This window comes from Acidimicrobiales bacterium (assembly GCA_036378675.1).
In the GTDB taxonomy this organism is placed as follows: Bacteria; Actinomycetota; Acidimicrobiia; order Acidimicrobiales; family Palsa-688; genus DASUWA01.
In genome coordinates, this window is record DASUWA010000047.1 from 17650 (window position 1) to 34363 (window position 16714).

Here is a 16714-nt window from a genome sequence, read left to right on the forward strand (position 1 = left end):
GCAGTCTCCCTCCTAGAGGTTCCTCAGTGCGCGACGGTACCTTTGTCTCATGGCCTACCCCGCGACCAGGTTGCGCCGTCTCCGTCGCACGACCGGGATCAGGGACCTCGTCGCCGAGACCACACTGACCCCGGCGGATCTGATCGCGCCGCTGTTCGTGCGTGAAGGCATCGACCAGCCGCAGCCGATCCCATCGCTTCCGGGGGTGGTGCAGCACACAGTCGAGTCACTCGTCAAGGAGGGCCGCCGGCTTGCCGGGCTCGGCATCCCGGCGCTCGTGCTGTTCGGCGTGCCGGCGCAAAAGGATCCGGTCGGGAGCGGAGCGTCCGACTCCGACGGAATCGTCCAGGTCGCGCTTCGACGGTTAGCCGAAGAACTCGGCGATTCGACTGTGCTCATCGCCGACCTGTGCCTCGACGAGTACACCGATCACGGGCACTGCGGGATCCTCGACGCGCGCGGTCAGGTCGACAACGACCTCACCCTGGAGCGTTACGCCCTAACCGCGATTGCTCAAGCCGGCGCCGGCGCACAGGTGGTTGCCCCGTCGGGAATGATGGACGGGCAGGTGGGGGCCATACGGCAGGCGTTGGACCGATCGGGTTTCACCGAAGTGGCGATTCTCGCGTACGCGGCCAAGTACGCGTCCGCTCTGTACGGGCCTTTCCGCGACGCGGTGGACGTGAAGATTGAGGGGGGAGGCGACCGCAAGTCGTACCAGCAGGATCACCGCAATGTCCGCGAAGCGCTGCGCGAAGTGGAGCTCGACGTGGACGAGGGTGCCGACATGGTCATGGTCAAGCCCGCTCTCGCCTACCTCGACGTGATCTCGGCGGTCCGCCGCAAGTTCGACGTGCCTTTGGCCGCCTACCACGTGAGCGGCGAGTACGCCATGATCAAGGCGGCAGCCGAGCGCGGTTGGATCGATGGACCAGCGGTCGCGCTGGAGCACACGATCGCCATAAAGCGCGCCGGGGCCGACATGATCCTGACTTACCTCGCCGGTGAGCTGGCTGAAATGCTCCATGGATAAAAGGACCAACGACGCGCTCTTCGAGCGCGCGCTGCGGGTCATCCCTGGCGGGGTGAACTCGCCAGTGAGGGCTTTCCGATCCGTCGGGGGTGATCCCTACTTCGTCGTCCGTGGCGAAGGCGCTTATGTATGGGACGTCGAGGGAACCCGTTATCTCGATTACGTCCAGTCGTATGGCGCGTCGATTCTGGGTCACGCCCATCCCAAGGTGATCGATGCGGTTAAGCGGGCGGCGGCCGAAGGCACGTCGTTCGGCGCGCCGACCGAGCGAGAGGTGCTCCTCGCCGAGGAGATCTGCAGGCGGGTCGAGGGGTGCGAGCAGGTCCGTCTGGTCAGCAGCGGTACAGAGGCGACCATGTCGGCCGTGCGGCTTGCGCGGGGGGTGACCGGCAGGGACCGGATCGTTCTCTTCGCCGGCTGCTATCACGGCCACAGCGACGGCCTACTGGCTGGAGGCGGGAGCGGTGTCGCAACTCTCGGGCTTCCGGCGTCGGCGGGAGTTCCGGCGGCTGCTGTCGCCGACACGGTCGTCACTCCCTACAACGCGGTTCCCGAAATCGGCGCCGACGTTGCGTGCGTGATCGTCGAGCCCGTCGCCGCCAACATGGGTCTGGTGCCGCCGGCACCCGGCTTTCTCGAAGGTCTCCGTGAGGCCTGCGACCGGGCCGGCGCGTTGCTGATCTTCGACGAGGTGATCACCGGTTTCCGCCTGGCTTACGGAGGGGCCGCCGAGGTCTTCGGCGTCCAGCCCGACCTGTGGTGCTTCGGGAAGGTGATCGGCGGCGGCTTGCCCCTGGCGGCCTTCGGGGGGCGCCGCGACCTGATGGAGCATCTCGCGCCGGCGGGCGACGTGTACCAGGCGGGGACGTTGTCGGGCAATCCTCTCGCCACTGCGGCCGGGCTGGCCGTGCTTTCCGAGCTCGACCACTCGAGTTACGCCCAATTGTCGGCGACGGTCGGTCGTTTTGCGGTCGGGCTCTCGGACGTTGTCGGGCCGGACGTCCAGGTCCCTGTCGCCGGGCCACTGATCGGGGTGTTTTTCGCCAGGCACCCGGTCGTCGATTACGAAGGTTCCAAGACCTCGGCATCAACCGGCCGGTACCCCGCGCTCATGCACGGCCTGCTCGAACGCGGAGTGGCGATTGCGCCAGGTGCATACGAGGTCTTTTTCCCGAGCCTCGCCCACAGCGAAGCGGATCTTGCCCGCACGGTCGAGGCCTTCGGCGAGGTTGCCGCGGCTATCCGGGAATGACGCGAGCGAGGGTCGCAAGCGCTTTGTAAGCCGCCTCGGCCGGTCCCATCTCGTCAGGCCGGAGCAGGTTGGCCATGATCCGGAGCGCCCACTCCATCAGCGTCCGGCTGCGCATGCCCGTCGTAACCAGCGCGCGCATGAGCTCCGGCCTTCCGATCACCTTCACGAACGCTCGAGCCACCTTGTAGTACAGCGCGAACTCGGCCTGCAGGCGCTCCTCGTAGGTGTGGAGCGCCAACCCGTCGCCCGAGGAGATAGCCATGTGGACCGCGTCAGCCGCATAACGACCCGATTCGTACGCGTAAGCAATCCCCTCACCGTTGAACGGGTTGATGGTCCCGCCGGCGTCGCCAATCACGAGCCAGGTGGGCCCGGTGTGTGGACCGACCGACATGCCCATTGGAAGCCGGCCGCCTGTTGGCACGCCGCAAGCGGTTTCCGGCCGGATCCCCCACGACGAGGGCGCGTACTCGCAGAAGCTCTGAAGCAGGTGGGTGGTGTTGACCGCCTTCCACTGATTGAACGTGGAGAGCAGGCCGATTCCCACGTTGATCCGTCCGTCGCCAACCGGGAATATCCACCCGTAGCCCGGTAGCACGTTGCCGTTCGCGTCGCGGATGTCGAGCCAGCTGTCGATCCACGGCTCGTCATGGCGCGGCGAGTACCAGTACCCGCGGATGGCCATGCCCAGCGGGTAGCCGCGGTCGCGGCTCGTCCCGAGCGAACGCCCGAACCTGGAGTTGGCACCGTCGGCGACCACCGTGTACCGGGCGCGGACCTCGAGCGTCGTGCCGGTTGAACCGTTGTTCGAGTGACCGTCGGGCGCGTTCTTCTGCTTCACGTACGCCCCGCGCACCAGCCCTCCCTCGACCACCGGGTGCAGGGCCTCGGTCCCGTCCCAGACCGTAGCGCCCGCCTTCGCCGCTCGTTCGGCAACAAGCGCGTCGAGGTCCTTCCGGGTGATCACGTACCCGTACGACGGGAGGGTCGGATGATCCGGCCACTCCAGCTCCAGCGTGCGCCCGAACCCGTGCGAGCGCAGACCCGAGAAACGATGGCCCGTGCCGGCCAACTCCTCGGACAGGCCCATGTCCTCCAGCTGTTTCACCGAGCGGGGGGTGAGACCGTCGCCGCACGTCTTCTCCCGGGGATACTGCTTCCGCTCCACCAGCACGACCTCGTGCCCCTCGCTGGCCAGCCAGTACGCGCACGCAGATCCGGACGGCCCGCCGCCGATCACGAGGACGTCGCAATGGTGGGCCTCCGGGCGCGCGGAACGGCCAGTGCCGGTGGCTTCCATACATGCAATGTACTAGGCGCGTCTCAGACACAGGCCCGTCTGGGACCCAACCCAGACTCCTCCCGAGCGTGGGGACCCCAACCCCACGCCCGGCCGTGAATGGTGCAGCCGGTGGTACTACTAACATCGCCGGCGATGCAGCTGTACCTGCCGATCATCCTGCTGCTGGCGCTCATCGGGCTGTTCGCCGGCGGCTCAGTGGCAGGGTCCCGGATGCTCGGTCCTAAGCGGCCGACCGGAGCGAAGGAAGGGCCGTACGAGTCCGGCATCGCACCCCGGTTCCTGCCTGCCGCCCGGTTCCCGGTGCGCTTCTACCTGGTGGCGATGATCTTCATCATCTTCGATATCGAGGTGATCTTCCTCTATCCGTGGGCCACCAGGTACCACCAGCTTTGGACATTCGGTCTAGGGGAGATGGCGGCGTTCGTGGTCGTCGTGTTCATCGCGTTCGGATACCTGGTCTCAAACGGCGCTCTCGACTGGGGACCGAGGACCCGCCGAGGCGGCCGTGCCCCGGTGGAGCTGCTGCGCAGCCCGACGGCGACGGTCAGACGGGTGCCCAGGCCGTCGGAGCTCTATCAGGGCCCCTCACCCCGCCCGCTCGAAGGCGAAGGCGGGCCCGGTTCGGGCGAGCGACGTTCCGACCGGGAATCCCAGAGAGCCTGACGAGCCGGGAAGGCAAGCAAAGAAAAGTCTGGCCCCCACTCCGTCGGCGGTTGGCGTTGACCCGCTTCGTCGTCGTAGCTTGCGGGGGTAAACGACCGTCACCGCACGGAGAGTCAGCTGATGGGCCTTGAGAACCTCCAGCACAACTTCTTGACCGGCACCCTCGAGGGGTTCGTCAAGTGGGCACGAGCGTCGAGCTCGTGGGGCGCGAACTTCGGTCTCGCCTGCTGCGCGATGGAAATGATGGCCGCCGGCGCCGCCAACTTCGACCTCGCCCGCTTCGGGATGGAGGTCTTCCGAGCTTCTCCCCGCCAGGCGGATGTCATGATCGTCGCAGGTCGGCTCAGCCAGAAGATGGCACCCGTGCTCAGGCAGGTTTACGACCAGATGGTGGAGCCCAAGTGGGTCATATCCATGGGCGTTTGCGCCAGCACCGGCGGGATGTTCAACAACTACGCGCTCGTGCAAGGCGTCGACCAGATCGTCCCAGTTGACGTTTACGCGCCGGGGTGTCCGCCTGGTCCCGAAACGCTGATTCACTCCATCCTGACCCTTCACCAGAAGATCAGGACGGGTGAGATCACGCGCAGGGTGTCGACCGGGAAGGGAGCGGGGATTCACCTCGAGCCGTCCACGGTCCGCCAGCCAGTGCGGCTGCCGGGCTGAGCGTCGAAGTGAGCGACACCCCTACCCCAAACCCCGACGCCCCGATGACGGCGGGGCCGGAGCCCCACGAGACCGAGTCGAGCGCGACGATCGATCACCCCGAGAAGATCAACGGTTGTCCGGTACAGACCCACGCCGGCGCAACCGTTGTCCACTGCAACCGCGATCAGTACGTGGACCTGTGCACCGCGCTCAAGGCTGACGGATACGAGATGCCCGTCGGGGTGACCGGCGTCGACTACCTCACCCACCCCGGCCGGAAGCTGCCCCAGTCCATCACGCCCGAGCGCTTCGAGGTGGTGGTCGAGTTGCTGTCGCTGCGCAAGCGCAGACGCATTCGCGTCCGGTGCCAGGTTCCCGCGTCCGATCCCGAGGTGCCGACCCTATTCGACCTCTGGCCGGGTGTGGAGGCGCACGAGCGAGAGACTTACGACATGTTCGGGATCCGTTTCGGCGGCCACCCGGATCCTTCCCGAATCCTCATGCCCGAGGATTGGGAGGGGCACCCGCTTCGAAAGGACTACGACGTAGGTCACGTGCCCGTGCAGTTCAAAGAGAGTCCGAAATGAGCGATACCTCAGAAGACACCGCTACTGCAGGCGATAGTGGCAACGCCACTGCGTCCACGTCCCGAAAGGTGAGCCTCCTCGACCGGATCCTGGGGCGAGTCCAGCCCGGCGACGACGAGCTGACAGAGCTTCTCGAGACGAAGACCGACGAGGGCTCCCAGGAGATGGCGCCGCGGGAGCGGACGAGCGCGCGTGAGATGAGCATCGAGGAAGGAGGATCCGGACTCCTCACTCCCGACGGCATTCACCTCGACAGCATGGATATCGACGTCGAGGCCCCCGAGGACGAGACCATGATCCTCAACCTGGGCCCGTCGCATCCGTCCACCCACGGCGTGCTTAGGGTGATGGTCGAGCTCGACGGCGAGACGGTTCTCAGATCGAAGGCGGTCGTCGGATACCTGCACACAGGCATGGAGAAGACGGCTGAAGAGCTCATGTACCACCAGGGCTCTACCAACGTCACCCGGATGGACTACCTGTCGCCGTTCTTCAACGAGCTCGGTTTTTGTCTGAGCGTGGAGAAGCTGCTGGGTTTGGAGATCCCGCCCCGCGCAACGTGGATACGAATGCTGATGTGCGAGTTCAACAGGATCAGCTCGCACCTCTTGTGGATGGCCACCAACGGTTCCGACATCGGTGCGATCAACATGCTCGTTTACGGGTGGCGTGATCGGGAGATGGTGCTCGCCTTTTTCGAAAAGGTGACCGGGCTCCGCATGAACCACAACTACATACGTCCCGGCGGGGTTGCCGCCGACCTGCCGGACGGATGGCGCGACGACGTTCTCGCCCTGTGCGAAGCGATCCCGCGCCGCATGGACGAATACGACAACCTGTTGACCGGCCAGCCCATCCTGCAGAAGCGCCTTCAGGGCGTCGGCCCGATCGACGCGGACACCGCAATCAGCCTCGGCCTCACCGGACCGCTGTTGAGGTCGACCGGCGTCGCCTGGGACCTGAGGCGCGACCAGCCTTACCTCGCCTACGACGACGTCGACTTCGACGTGATCGTGGGGATCAACGGCGACTGCTGGGACCGCTACGCCATCCGCTTCAACGAGATCCGGGAGTCGGTGAGGATCATCGAGCAGATCGTCGACATGATGCCCGAAGGGGACTTCCGCGCTCAGGACAAGAAGGTGACGCCGCCTCCGCGCAACCGCATCGACGAGTCGATGGAGGCGTTGATTCACCACTTCAAGCTGTACACCGAGGGCTTCAGGGTCCCCGCCGGCGAGGCGTACGTGCCGATAGAGAGTCCTCGAGGCGAGAGCGGCTGCTACATCGTCTCGGACGGGACGTCCCGGCCCTACAGGATGCACATGCGAGCGGCGAGCTTCGCCAACCTCCAGGCCCTTCCCCACCTGGCCCGAGGGTCGCTCATCGCCGACACCATCGCGATCGTCTCCACCATCGACCCCATCTTGGGGGACGTCGACAGGTGAGTCTCGCCATCCCCGGACGGGGGCAGCCTCCGGGTTTTGCGGGACGCGTTGCTATGGGCAAGGATCGTCCGAAGTGGCTCGGCTGACCCCCGACAATGAGCAACGCGCCCGGGAGCTGATCTCCCTCTACCCGTACGCGCGGTCTGCTCTGATCCCGATACTGCATGTCCTGCAGGAGCAGGACGGGCATCTCTCCGAAGACGGGATGGGCCACGTCGCGGAACTGCTGGATCTGTCCACCGCGGAGGTGCGCGGCACGGCCACGTTCTACGACATGTTCCATTTCGAGCCGGTCGGGAAGTACCTGGTCGCGATCTGCACGAACATCGCCTGCATGCTGCAGGGCGCCTACCGGTTGGTCGAGCACGCAGAGGGACGGCTCGGCGTCGCGCCCGGCGGAACAACCGAGGACGGGATGTTCACGCTCGAGGACGCCGAGTGCCTGGCCCTCTGCGGAAACGCTCCGTGCGTCACCGTCAACTGGCGCTTCTTCGGCGACGTCGATCCAGAGAGCTTCGACCAGCTGATCGAGGACCTGCGAGCGGGGCGCCTCGACGACGAGATACCACTGCACGGGACGCTCAGCCGGGTCCGCCGCGTCACCGCCGGCGCCGGCAACACGGCGGCCAGGGAGGCCCAGCCCAACGTCGAGCTCGGGACGAGCCGGACGATGCCGGCGGTTGCGTCCCTGAACGCCGGACATCTGGACGGCCAACAGTGACAGTCACCGACGTTCCGCCGATCGTCAGCCGGCGGCTCCGCAAACCTCGTTCCTGGACGCTCCAGTCGTACCTGGCCGACGGCGGATACGACGGGCTGCGCGCCGCGCTCAAGATGACACCCGAGCAGGTACACGATCACGTCAACACCGCCAACCTCCTCGGGCGCGGTGGCGCCGGCTTCGAGGCGGGGCGCAAGTGGGGCATGCTCCGCAAGGCCGAGCCGGTGTACCTCACCATCAACGGTGACGAGAGCGAACCGTCGACCTTCCACGACCACGCGCTCATCGAGGGCGATCCGCATCAGCTGATCGAGGGAACGTTGATCTGCGCGTACGCGGTCGGGGCGACACAGGCGTTCATTTATGTCAGGGGCGAGTTTTGTCTTGGTTTCGAGCGGGTACAGGCCGCGCTTAACGAGGCGTACGGCTACGGCGCAGTCGGCAGAAACATCTTCGGCAGCGGCTTCTCGATCGACGTAGTCGCGCATCCCGGCGCCGGCGCGTACATCTGCGGGGAGGAGACGGCGCTGCTCGAGAGTCTCGAAGGCAAGCGGGGATATCCGAGGATCAAGCCTCCGTACTTCCCCGCTGCTCTCGGTCTTTACGGTGCACCGACCATCGTCAACAACGTCGAGACCGTCTCCAACCTGCCGTGGGTAGCGCTGCACGGCGGCGACGCGTTCGCCGCGCTGGGCGAGGGCCGCTCGAAAGGAACGAAGATGATCTCCCTATCCGGGCACGTGAAACGCCCGGGCAACTACGAGCTCGAGTGGGCCAAGGCAACCTTTCGCGACTTGATCTACGATCCCCGCCTCGGCGGCGGGATCCGTGACGACAACGATCTGAAAGCGATCATCCCGGGTGGCGTCTCATCGCCGTGGCTCGGCCCGGAGCACTTGGACGTGTCGTTGTCGAATGAGGCCATAGCCGAGGTCGGCTCCATGGCCGGCTCCGCTTCAATCATCCCAATGGACCACACCACCTGCATGGTGCGAGCGGCGTGGCGGATAGTGCGGTTCTTCCACCGCGAGTCGTGTGGCCAATGCACTCCTTGCCGGGAGGGCGCGAGCTGGTTGGAGAAGATCCTGGAACGCATCGAGGCAGGCCAGGGCCGGGAGTCCGACATCGATCTCCTGATGGACGTGTGCGACAACATCTCCCCGGGTGTGACCTGGCCCCCCGCCCAAACGACCATCTGCGTGCTCGGTCCATCCATGCCGCCGGCGGTCGCCTCCGGCATCCGGATGTTCCGTGACGAGTATCTGGCGCACATAAGAGAAGGCCGTTGCCCGTTCCCGCCGGACCGGCTGCCTCGGAGGCTCTCGCGTGTCTGAGGTCCCTGTGCGTCTCGTTCCCCGCCCCTCCATTACCGAAAGTGGTGTCGGAACCGCCCCGCCGGCGGCCGCCACGACCGGGGCGACCGTGACGGTCAAATTCGACGGCCGCGAGATCGAGACGAAGTCCGGGCGCTTGATCATTCAGGCGGCGGACGAGGCGGGGATCTACATCCCGCGCTTCTGCTACCACCCGCGCATGAAACCGGTCGGCATGTGCCGCATGTGCCTGGTCGAGGTTCAAGGACCGCGCGGCTCGTCCCTGATGCCGGCTTGCTACAACACGGTCTCCGACGGGATGGATATCCGGACGGCCAGCCCTATGGCCAAAAAGGCCCAAGAGGGCGTTCTTGAATTCCTGCTCGTCAACCATCCGCTCGACTGCCCGGTGTGCGACAAGGGCGGAGAGTGCCCGCTACAGGACCAGACTCTCGCGTACGGTCCCGGCGAGACCCGCTTCGTCGAGGAGAAGCGTCACTGGGAAAAGCCGATTGCGATCTCCGAGCTGGTCTACCTCGACCGGGAGCGCTGCATCCAGTGCGGCCGCTGCGTGCGCTTCGCCGACGAGGTCGCCGGCGATCCGCTCATCGACTTCGCCGAGCGCGGCGACCTCACCGAGGTGGCGACATTCCCCGGTGAGCCGTACTCCTCCTACTTCAGCGGCAACGTGGTGCAGATCTGCCCGGTCGGTGCGCTCACAGCCAAGCCCTACCGGTTCAAGGCGCGCCCGTGGGACCTGGAGCAGGTCGAGAGCACTTGCACCTCGTGCGCGTTCGGCTGCCGCGTGGCGGTTCAAGCGAGCTTCGGTGAGGCGACCCGGATGATCGGCGTCGACTCCGACCCGGTCAACTGGGGATGGCTGTGCGACAAGGGACGGTGGGTTTTCGAGTCGTCCCGGGCAACCAACCGGGTGTCGGTGCCGCTCGTCCGCCGAGGTGACCAGCTCGTCGAGGCGTCGTGGGCCGAGGCGCTCCAGGTCGCGGCCGATGGTCTGGCAAGCGCGAAGGCCGCCGGTGGCGGTGAGTCCTTGGCGGTGATCGGCGGCTCGCGCCTGCCCAACGAAGATGCCTACGTGTGGGCGAAGGCTGCCCGGGTCGCGCTTGAAACCGACAACGTCGACGCTCAACTCGGCGACGGGCTTCCCGCAACCACGATCCTCGGGCTGCCCAGGACGACCATCGATCAGACCGCCGGCGCCCCGCTCGTGATCACCCTGTCCCCCGACATCAAGGACGAACTGCCGGTCCTTTATCTCAGGCTGCGGGACGCCGTTCGCGACAAAGGGACCCAGATCGTCGAACTCACCCCGGCGCGCACCGGTCTTTCGCCTTACGCGGCCGCGACCCTGCAGTACCGTCCCGGCGAGGTCGCGGCACTGGCCGCGGCGCTAGTCGGAACCGGCGAGGTGACCGGTCCTGTCGCCGGGATCACACCAGAAGAGATCAATCAAGCCCGCGCCCACATCGCCCGAGCCCAGGAGCTGCTTCGGGCTGCTCCGGCGAGCGGCCCGGGAATCGTCGTCGTCCTGGGGCGTCCGTCGCTCGCCGAGCGAGCAGACCAGGTCGCCGCCGCCGCGCGAATACTCGCCGGCATCGAGGGTGTCGCGTTCTTGCCCGCCTTACGGAGAAGCAACGTTCACGGAGCGCTCGACATGGGTCTCGCGCCGGGCGTGCTACCCGGCCGGATGGGACTTCTCGATGCCCGAGCTTGGTACGAGCACCATTGGAGGACGGTCCTTCCGATCAGCCCCGGTCTCGACACGGCGGGGATCCTCGAAGCAGCAGAGCACGGGCGCATCGGCGGGCTCGTGCTCGTGGGTGCGGACCCGCGCGCGGACTTTCCCGATGCCGGCGCAGCACTGCGGGGGCTTTCAGGTGCGCGTTTCGTCGTCGCGATCGACACCCACGTCACCGAGTCGGTCCAACGGCACGCCGACGTGGTGCTGCCTGCCGCCGCGTGGGCGGAGCGTCGGGGAACGTTCACCAACATCGAAGGTCGGATCACCTGGCTGAGCCAGCTGGTCACTGCGGAAGGAATGGCGTGGCCCGACTGGATGATCGCGAACGAGCTCGCCGCCCGGCTCGGAACCGACCTCGGGTTCGTCCGCCAGGAGGATGTCTGGGCTGAGATCACCAAGGTTTCGCCTCTGCACGCGGGCGCGGCGTACGAGCTCATCGAGGACCTGAAGGCGCGCGACGGCGTGGTCGTTCCCGTCGGGGAAGAGCCTCCGCCGCGGCCGCCTCGAACGCTGGATCCGATGGCCGACCCGGGGATTGCGTCGGCCGAACTCCACAACATCGCGCCCACCTCGATGCTCCTTCGGGCTTCCGCCGCGGTGTCGATGGAACCGGAGCCCAACGGTGAGGTTCCGTCGCCGGTTCTTACCGGTCAACAACTAGATGAAAAAGAACAGGCGTCCATAGAGGAGGAGCCCCCGCCGCCGCAGCCGTCCCGGCTCGGTATTCCTCCCGTCGCGGCGCCCGAGCCTTCAACAACATCATCCGCTCCGGGTGCAGATCACGAAGGTCCGTCGGCGGGACGGCCGGCGCTTCGGCTCGTCACCCGGAGAACCCTTTGGGACGGTGGGACCGAGGTGCAGTCGGTTCCCGCGCTCGCGGGGCTTCATCCCGCCCCGTGCCTGAGAGTGCACCCGTCGGTTCTCGCCGATCTAGGCAACGCTGACGGCGAAACCGTGCTCGTCTCCTCGTCGAGGGGTTCGGTCGTGCTGGCCGCGACGGGCGACCCGTCCCTGCCCGAAGGCACCGCGTTCCTGCCTTGGAACCTGCCGGGCGGGCGGGCCGGTGACCTCGTCGACTCGAGCGCTCCATACACCGAGGTAACCATTGCAGGTGGCGACCATGGGACATGACCCGCTGTTCGACAACGGCCTCAACCTCGCTGTCTGGCTCATACTGCTGCTGAAGGTCGTCGTCACCTTCCTAATCGTCCTGCTGTCGGTGCTCTTCATGGTCATGTACGAGCGCAAAGCGGTCGCTTACCTCGGCGTCCGGTACGGCCCCAACCGAGCGGGGCCCAAAGGGTGGCTCCAATCACTCGCCGACGGAACCAAGCTCCTCTTCAAGGAGGCGTTCACGCCTCGAGGCGCGGACAAGCTCGTGTACCGCATCGCTCCCTACCTGATGCTCGTCCCTGCGATGGTCGCCTTTGCCATCGTGCCCATCGGGGGCACCGTCACGATTGCTCATCACCGCACCGAGCTTCAGCTCGCCGATCCTCCGTGGGGGATCCTTTTCCTGTTGATGACATCGGGGGTCGCGGTCTACGGCGTCATGCTGGCCGGATGGTCTTCCGGTTCGAAATATCCGCTGCTTGGGTCGGTCCGGGCGAGCGCGCAGCTGGTGTCCTACGAGGCCGTACTCGGCCTAACCACCGCGACCGTAGTCGTGGTGACGGGTGCGCTGCAGACCAGCTCGATCGTCTTGGCGCAGCACGGAGGCTTTCTCTATCACTGGAACTTCCTGCACACGCTTCTGATCCCGTTCATCCTCTTCTCCATCGCGATCACCGCCGAAATGACCCGGCCGCCGTTCGATCTCGTCGAGGCCGAGGAGGAACTGTCCGGCGGTTACAACCTCGAGTACTCGTCGATCGACTTCGCGTGGTTCTACCTCGCCGAGTACGCGGCTCTGGTCACCAACTCCGCGATCGTCGTGACCCTATGGTTCGGCGGGCCGGACGGGCCTCGAATCGCCTCGCATTCGATAGGCCCGGTGTGGTTCGTGATCAAGCTGCTGATCATCCTCTACGTCTACGTGTGGGTGCGCGCGACGCTGCCAAGGATCCGGTACGACCAGCTGATGGACCTCGGGTGGAAGCGGCTCATCCCCGGTGCGTTGGCGATGCTTCTCATCGTCGCCGGGTTCCAGATCAACGCCGGCGGTTCGTGGGCGTCCCAGCGCAAGTGGGGTTTGATCGCCATCGGGGCGAGCCTCTTGTTCATCGCTTTCCTGTGGAGAGCCATCGACGTGGGGCATGGCGCCAGCGCGGTCGAGACGGCTCGCGATGACCGCACGTCGAGGGGGTCGCTCCGATGAGCTTCATCGATTTCTTCAAGGGCTTCGTCGTCACCGGGAAGCTGCCGTTCAAACCCCGGGTCACCACCCAGTACCCGGAGGAGAAGCGCCCCAAGCCCGAGCGCTACCACGGCCGTCACGTACTCAACCGCTACGAGGACGGTATGGAGAAGTGCATCGGCTGCGAGCTGTGCGCCGGCGTTTGCCCGGCCCGTTGCATCTATGTGCGGGGCGCAGACAACCCTCCGGACTCGCCCGTATCCCCGGGTGAGCGGTACGGGTTCGTCTACGAGATCAACTTCTTGCGCTGCATCCACTGCGATATGTGCGTCGAGGCCTGCCCGACAGAAGCGATCACCGAATCGAAGATGTTCGAGTTCTCGTTCTCCAACCGGGAGGACGCCATCTACACGAAGGCGGAACTCCTCGTCGATGACGAGGGCAACCCACAGAGACTGCCTTGGGAACACTGGGTCGACGGCGACGAACGGAACACTTCGGCGTGGGTCCGGGCGACAGCTCCGGCAGGTGTCGCCTCCCTGGAGGGCCAGCCTCTCTGGTCGGGCGAGCTGGGTTACGGGACGCGGCCCGCTCAGCGCGGGCAGAGCGAGCCCTCTGGGGCCGACGTTGCCGCCGAGACCGACTTCTCGGTGAGGGAACTGGCGGCGAACGCGCTTCGCGGAGTTGGTGTCGCCGCGCCTCGCAAGGGATCCGGGCGAGGCAGGGAGTCACGTTGACGGCGGCCACGCTGGTCGCCAACTCGTCAGGCGCCCACCTCGCCCATGCTTCCGCGTGGACCGTGTTCGCGGTCGGCGCAGTCTTGATCCTCGCTGGTGCGTTCGGCGTGGTACTGCTGCGGAATCCGGTCCATTCCGCGCTGATGCTCGTGGTCACCCTGTTCGGCGTCGCGGTCGAGTTCGTCGACGAGTCCGCAGATTTCCTAGCCGCGGTCCAGATAATCGTCTACGCCGGCGCAGTAGTCATCCTGTTCCTCTTCGTGATCATGTTCCTCGGCGTCGACCGCCGCGAGCCGGCTCGGGCGGAACGAACCCCGGCGCAACGGCCCCTGGCGCTCGTGCTCGGGATCGTCGCGCTCGTCGAGATCCTCGTGCTCTCCCGGGTCAACCATTGGTCGAGCGGCCTGCACAGCTTCGCCGGACCGCTTTCTGGCCCGGGGAACAATGTCGACAAGCTCGGGCAGTCGCTGTACACCCGTTACCTGCTGCCCTTCGAAATGACCTCGGCACTGTTGGTGATCGCCGTGGTCGCCGCAGTGGTTCTGTCCCGGCGAGCTGCCCCTAGCGCCGGCGAGATGTCGAGGACCGAGCAGGACGAGATCTCGGGTGGCCCCGACGCCGGGGCCGGGGATGCCGAAGGTTCCGAAGTGGAAGAGGCCGACCGCGGAGAGGTTGGCGCAGAGGAGGTGCCGGCCGAATGAGTGTCCCGGGCGCCTGGTACCTGATCCTCGCCGCCGTGCTGTTCGGTATCGGCGCCACCGGGCTCCTTCTGCGGCGGAGCGTGCTGATCATGTTCATGTGCGTCGAGTTGATGCTGAACGCAGTGAACCTGACGTTTGTGACCTACGCCCGTCTCCTCGACGACATAGGCGGGCAGTCGTCGGTCTTCTTCGTGCTGGTTGTCGCCGCGGCTGAGGTCGTGGTCGGGCTGGCGATCATCGTGGCCATGTTCCGGCGCCGCGCTGCGGCGACCGCTGACGACATTCACTCGTTGAAGGGCTGACCGCTAAGTGAACGCCGCTTACGCCATCGTCGCGCTTCCGCTTGCCGGATCCGTCATCTTGCTGTTCGGTGGGCGTCGCATCGGCGATCCTCTATCGGGATGGCTGGCAACGCTGTTGGCCGCGGGATCGTTCGTGGCAACCGTCGTCGTGTGGGCGACGATGCTCGGAAGATCTGCTGCAGACCGCACGATTTACAAGCAGATATTCACCTGGATTCCTGTCGGTGGTCTGCACGTGAACCTTGCGCTGCAGCTCGACCCGTTGGCGCTCACGTGGTGCCTCTTCGTCACCGGGGTCGGAACACTGATCACCCTCTATTCGATCGGCTACATGAAGGGTGACTCCGACTACGGCAGGTTCTTCTTCTACATGAACCTGTTCCTCTTCTCGATGATCGTCCTGGTCCTTGCCGACAACTACCTGTTCAGTTTCATCGGTTGGGAGGGAGTCGGCTTCTGCTCGTACGGCTTGGTCGGTTTCTGGTTCGAACGGAACGTCGCGGCGGTCGCAGCGAAGAAGGCGTTCGTCACCAACCGGATTGGCGACTTCGGTTTCATGATCGCCCTGTTCCTTATGTTCGGGCACTTCAAGTCGTTCAACTACTCGAGCGTGCTGGCACCTCTCGCCTCCGGTCATGCGACGCTCGCGGGAGCGACCGCCACCGGCCTCGCCTTGATGCTTTTTCTTGGCGCGGTCGGCAAATCGGCACAGATCCCCCTGTACATGTGGTTGCCCGACGCTATGGAGGGTCCCACCCCGGTGTCGGCTCTCATCCACGCGGCAACCATGGTCACTGCGGGCGTGTACCTGGTGGCACGGAGCGCGCCGATATTTCACTTCAGCTCGTCCGCCCAGTGGGTGGTCGCGGGAATTGGCGCTGCCACAGCGCTCCTTGCGGCAACGATCGCCTGCGCGCAGGACGACATCAAACGGGTTCTCGCCTACTCGACGATCTCCCAGCTCGGCTACATGTTCCTCGCGGAGGGATCGGGCGACTATTCCGCCGGGATCTTCCACACAGTGATGCACGCGTTCTTCAAGGCGCTGCTCTTCCTGTCGGCCGGAGCGGTGATCCACGCGTTGCACGACGAGCAGGACATGAAGCGGATGGGCGGACTTTGGCGGTTCCTGCCGATCACCAAATGGGCGTTCCTCATCGGGTATCTGGCCCTAGCAGCCATTCCACCCCTCGACGGGTTCTGGTCCAAGGACGCCGTCTTGGCGGCGGCGTGGCACAAGAGCTCGGTGCTGTGGGCTGTCGGCGTGGTCACCGCTGCGCTGACCGCTTATTACATGAGCCGCCAGGCGGTTCTCGTCTTCGGTGGCCGCGCCCGCTGGTCGGAGCAGTCGGCAAACCACGGAGCGGCCGGGACTTCCGGGGCATACGGGTCATCCGGGCATGCCGGCTTCCAGCCCCACGAGGCGCCTCCCGTCATGACCGTGCCGCTGGTGATTCTGGCGTTCGGCTCGGTGGTCGGATGGCTCATCGAGGCCCCCTTCGGCGGGCTCGACTTCCTCACCAAGTGGCTCGCTCCGGTCTTCCCGACCACCATCGCCCCGGCCTTCCAAGTCCCTACGAACACCAAGTGGGCCATCGGAGCGGCCGCCACCGCGGCCGCTCTGGTCGGCTTGGCCGCGGGGCTCAGCGCCTGGTGGCGCACGGCAGAACGCCCGGCACTCGAACCAGCGGTCCTGCGTCACGGCTGGTACATCGACGACAGCGTTTCCGCTGCCGTCTCGGGACCTCTGACCGAAGTAGCCAACGGGTTCAGCTTCGGTGTCGACTCCGGGTTGGTCAACGGAACCGTCAATGGCATCGCCCGCCTCACGTCGGGTACCGGACGCCAGCTGCGAAAGGTCCAGACCGGCTACGTCCGCAACTACGCGCTCGGGATCGGCATCGGCGCAGCCGCGGTGCTCGCCTATGTTGCGGCGAGGGTGGGGGGCTGA

15 protein-coding genes are annotated in these 16714 nt (G+C 65.9%); 14 read left to right on the top strand and 1 reads right to left on the bottom strand.

Features of this window, described 5'->3' with window-relative positions; translation table 11 throughout:
* Positions 1-49 precede the first annotated feature (49 nt).
* Together hemB and hemL are read left to right on the top strand one after the other, a co-directional pair.
* Positions 50-1033 (top strand): porphobilinogen synthase, encoded by a 984-nt coding sequence (gene hemB, locus VFZ97_15385; GenBank protein HEX6394818.1) that lies wholly within the window; start codon positions 50-52, stop codon positions 1031-1033.
* Positions 1026-2285 carry a glutamate-1-semialdehyde 2,1-aminomutase gene (gene hemL / locus VFZ97_15390; protein ID HEX6394819.1) on the top strand — a complete coding sequence of 420 codons (1260 nt, stop codon included), beginning with the start codon at positions 1026-1028 and terminating at the stop codon, positions 2283-2285. Before hemB ends, hemL begins: the two co-directional genes overlap by 8 nt.
* Here the strand turns inward: hemL and VFZ97_15395 are convergent.
* Positions 2272-3585: a geranylgeranyl reductase family protein gene (locus tag VFZ97_15395; protein HEX6394820.1), complete on the bottom strand. Its 1314-nt coding sequence runs from the start codon at positions 3583-3585 to the stop codon at positions 2272-2274. The two genes, hemL and VFZ97_15395, sit on opposite strands and share 14 nt — an antisense overlap.
* Before the next feature lie 135 nt (positions 3586-3720).
* Between VFZ97_15395 and ndhC the strand changes: the two genes are divergently transcribed.
* The 12 genes from ndhC (at position 3721) to nuoL (ending at position 16714) form a co-directional block, all read left to right on the top strand.
* Complete coding sequence (gene ndhC / locus VFZ97_15400; protein ID HEX6394821.1) at positions 3721-4251, top strand: NADH-quinone oxidoreductase subunit A; 531 nt, start codon at positions 3721-3723, stop codon at positions 4249-4251.
* Positions 4252-4371: 120 nt separating this feature from the next.
* On the top strand, positions 4372-4917 hold the full coding sequence (locus VFZ97_15405) for an NADH-quinone oxidoreductase subunit B family protein (protein ID HEX6394822.1): 546 nt from the start codon (positions 4372-4374) through the stop codon (positions 4915-4917).
* Between the two features lie 8 nt (positions 4918-4925).
* Positions 4926-5486 carry an NADH-quinone oxidoreductase subunit C gene (locus VFZ97_15410; protein HEX6394823.1) on the top strand — a complete coding sequence of 187 codons (561 nt, stop codon included), beginning with the start codon at positions 4926-4928 and terminating at the stop codon, positions 5484-5486.
* Complete coding sequence (nuoD, locus tag VFZ97_15415) at positions 5483-6934, top strand: NADH dehydrogenase (quinone) subunit D (protein HEX6394824.1); 1452 nt, start codon at positions 5483-5485, stop codon at positions 6932-6934. Before VFZ97_15410 ends, nuoD begins: the two co-directional genes overlap by 4 nt.
* Before the next feature lie 73 nt (positions 6935-7007).
* A complete protein-coding gene (locus tag VFZ97_15420; protein HEX6394825.1) occupies positions 7008-7655 on the top strand; it encodes an NAD(P)H-dependent oxidoreductase subunit E in 648 nt (215 codons plus the stop codon).
* Complete coding sequence (gene nuoF, locus VFZ97_15425; protein ID HEX6394826.1) at positions 7652-8989, top strand: NADH-quinone oxidoreductase subunit NuoF; 1338 nt, start codon at positions 7652-7654, stop codon at positions 8987-8989. Before VFZ97_15420 ends, nuoF begins: the two co-directional genes overlap by 4 nt.
* Positions 8982-11858, top strand: coding sequence for an NADH-quinone oxidoreductase subunit NuoG (nuoG, locus tag VFZ97_15430; protein ID HEX6394827.1), 2877 nt, complete (start codon positions 8982-8984; stop codon positions 11856-11858). The genes nuoF and nuoG overlap by 8 nt, the downstream gene beginning before the upstream one ends.
* Entirely contained in the window at positions 11848-13044 is a 1197-nt protein-coding gene (locus tag VFZ97_15435) for a complex I subunit 1 family protein (GenBank protein HEX6394828.1), read from the top strand. The genes nuoG and VFZ97_15435 overlap by 11 nt, the downstream gene beginning before the upstream one ends.
* Positions 13041-13760 (top strand): NADH-quinone oxidoreductase subunit NuoI, encoded by a 720-nt coding sequence (gene nuoI, locus VFZ97_15440; protein ID HEX6394829.1) that lies wholly within the window; start codon positions 13041-13043, stop codon positions 13758-13760. The genes VFZ97_15435 and nuoI overlap by 4 nt, the downstream gene beginning before the upstream one ends.
* Entirely contained in the window at positions 13757-14461 is a 705-nt protein-coding gene (locus tag VFZ97_15445) for an NADH-quinone oxidoreductase subunit J (GenBank protein ID HEX6394830.1), read from the top strand. Before nuoI ends, VFZ97_15445 begins: the two co-directional genes overlap by 4 nt.
* Entirely contained in the window at positions 14458-14763 is a 306-nt protein-coding gene (gene nuoK, locus VFZ97_15450) for an NADH-quinone oxidoreductase subunit NuoK (protein ID HEX6394831.1), read from the top strand. Before VFZ97_15445 ends, nuoK begins: the two co-directional genes overlap by 4 nt.
* A gap of 7 nt (positions 14764-14770) precedes the next feature.
* A complete protein-coding gene (gene nuoL / locus VFZ97_15455; protein HEX6394832.1) occupies positions 14771-16714 on the top strand; it encodes an NADH-quinone oxidoreductase subunit L in 1944 nt (647 codons plus the stop codon).

What these genes read in the sequence shown, in the direction of transcription:
- hemL (HEX6394819.1), top strand. Translation starts at nt 1,026, where the DNA reads ATGGATAAAAGGACCAACGACGCGCTCTTCGAGCGCGCGCTGCGGGTC.
- nuoI (HEX6394829.1), top strand. Translation starts at nt 13,041, where the DNA reads ATGAGCTTCATCGATTTCTTCAAGGGCTTCGTCGTCACCGGGAAGCTG.
- VFZ97_15395 (HEX6394820.1), bottom strand. Translation starts at nt 3,585, where the DNA reads ATGGAAGCCACCGGCACTGGCCGTTCCGCGCGCCCGGAGGCCCACCAT.
- VFZ97_15405 (HEX6394822.1), top strand. Translation starts at nt 4,372, where the DNA reads ATGGGCCTTGAGAACCTCCAGCACAACTTCTTGACCGGCACCCTCGAG.
- ndhC (HEX6394821.1), top strand. Translation starts at nt 3,721, where the DNA reads ATGCAGCTGTACCTGCCGATCATCCTGCTGCTGGCGCTCATCGGGCTG.
- nuoD (HEX6394824.1), top strand. Translation starts at nt 5,483, where the DNA reads ATGAGCGATACCTCAGAAGACACCGCTACTGCAGGCGATAGTGGCAAC.
- hemB (HEX6394818.1), top strand. Translation starts at nt 50, where the DNA reads ATGGCCTACCCCGCGACCAGGTTGCGCCGTCTCCGTCGCACGACCGGG.
- nuoK (HEX6394831.1), top strand. Translation starts at nt 14,458, where the DNA reads ATGAGTGTCCCGGGCGCCTGGTACCTGATCCTCGCCGCCGTGCTGTTC.
- VFZ97_15435 (HEX6394828.1), top strand. Translation starts at nt 11,848, where the DNA reads ATGGGACATGACCCGCTGTTCGACAACGGCCTCAACCTCGCTGTCTGG.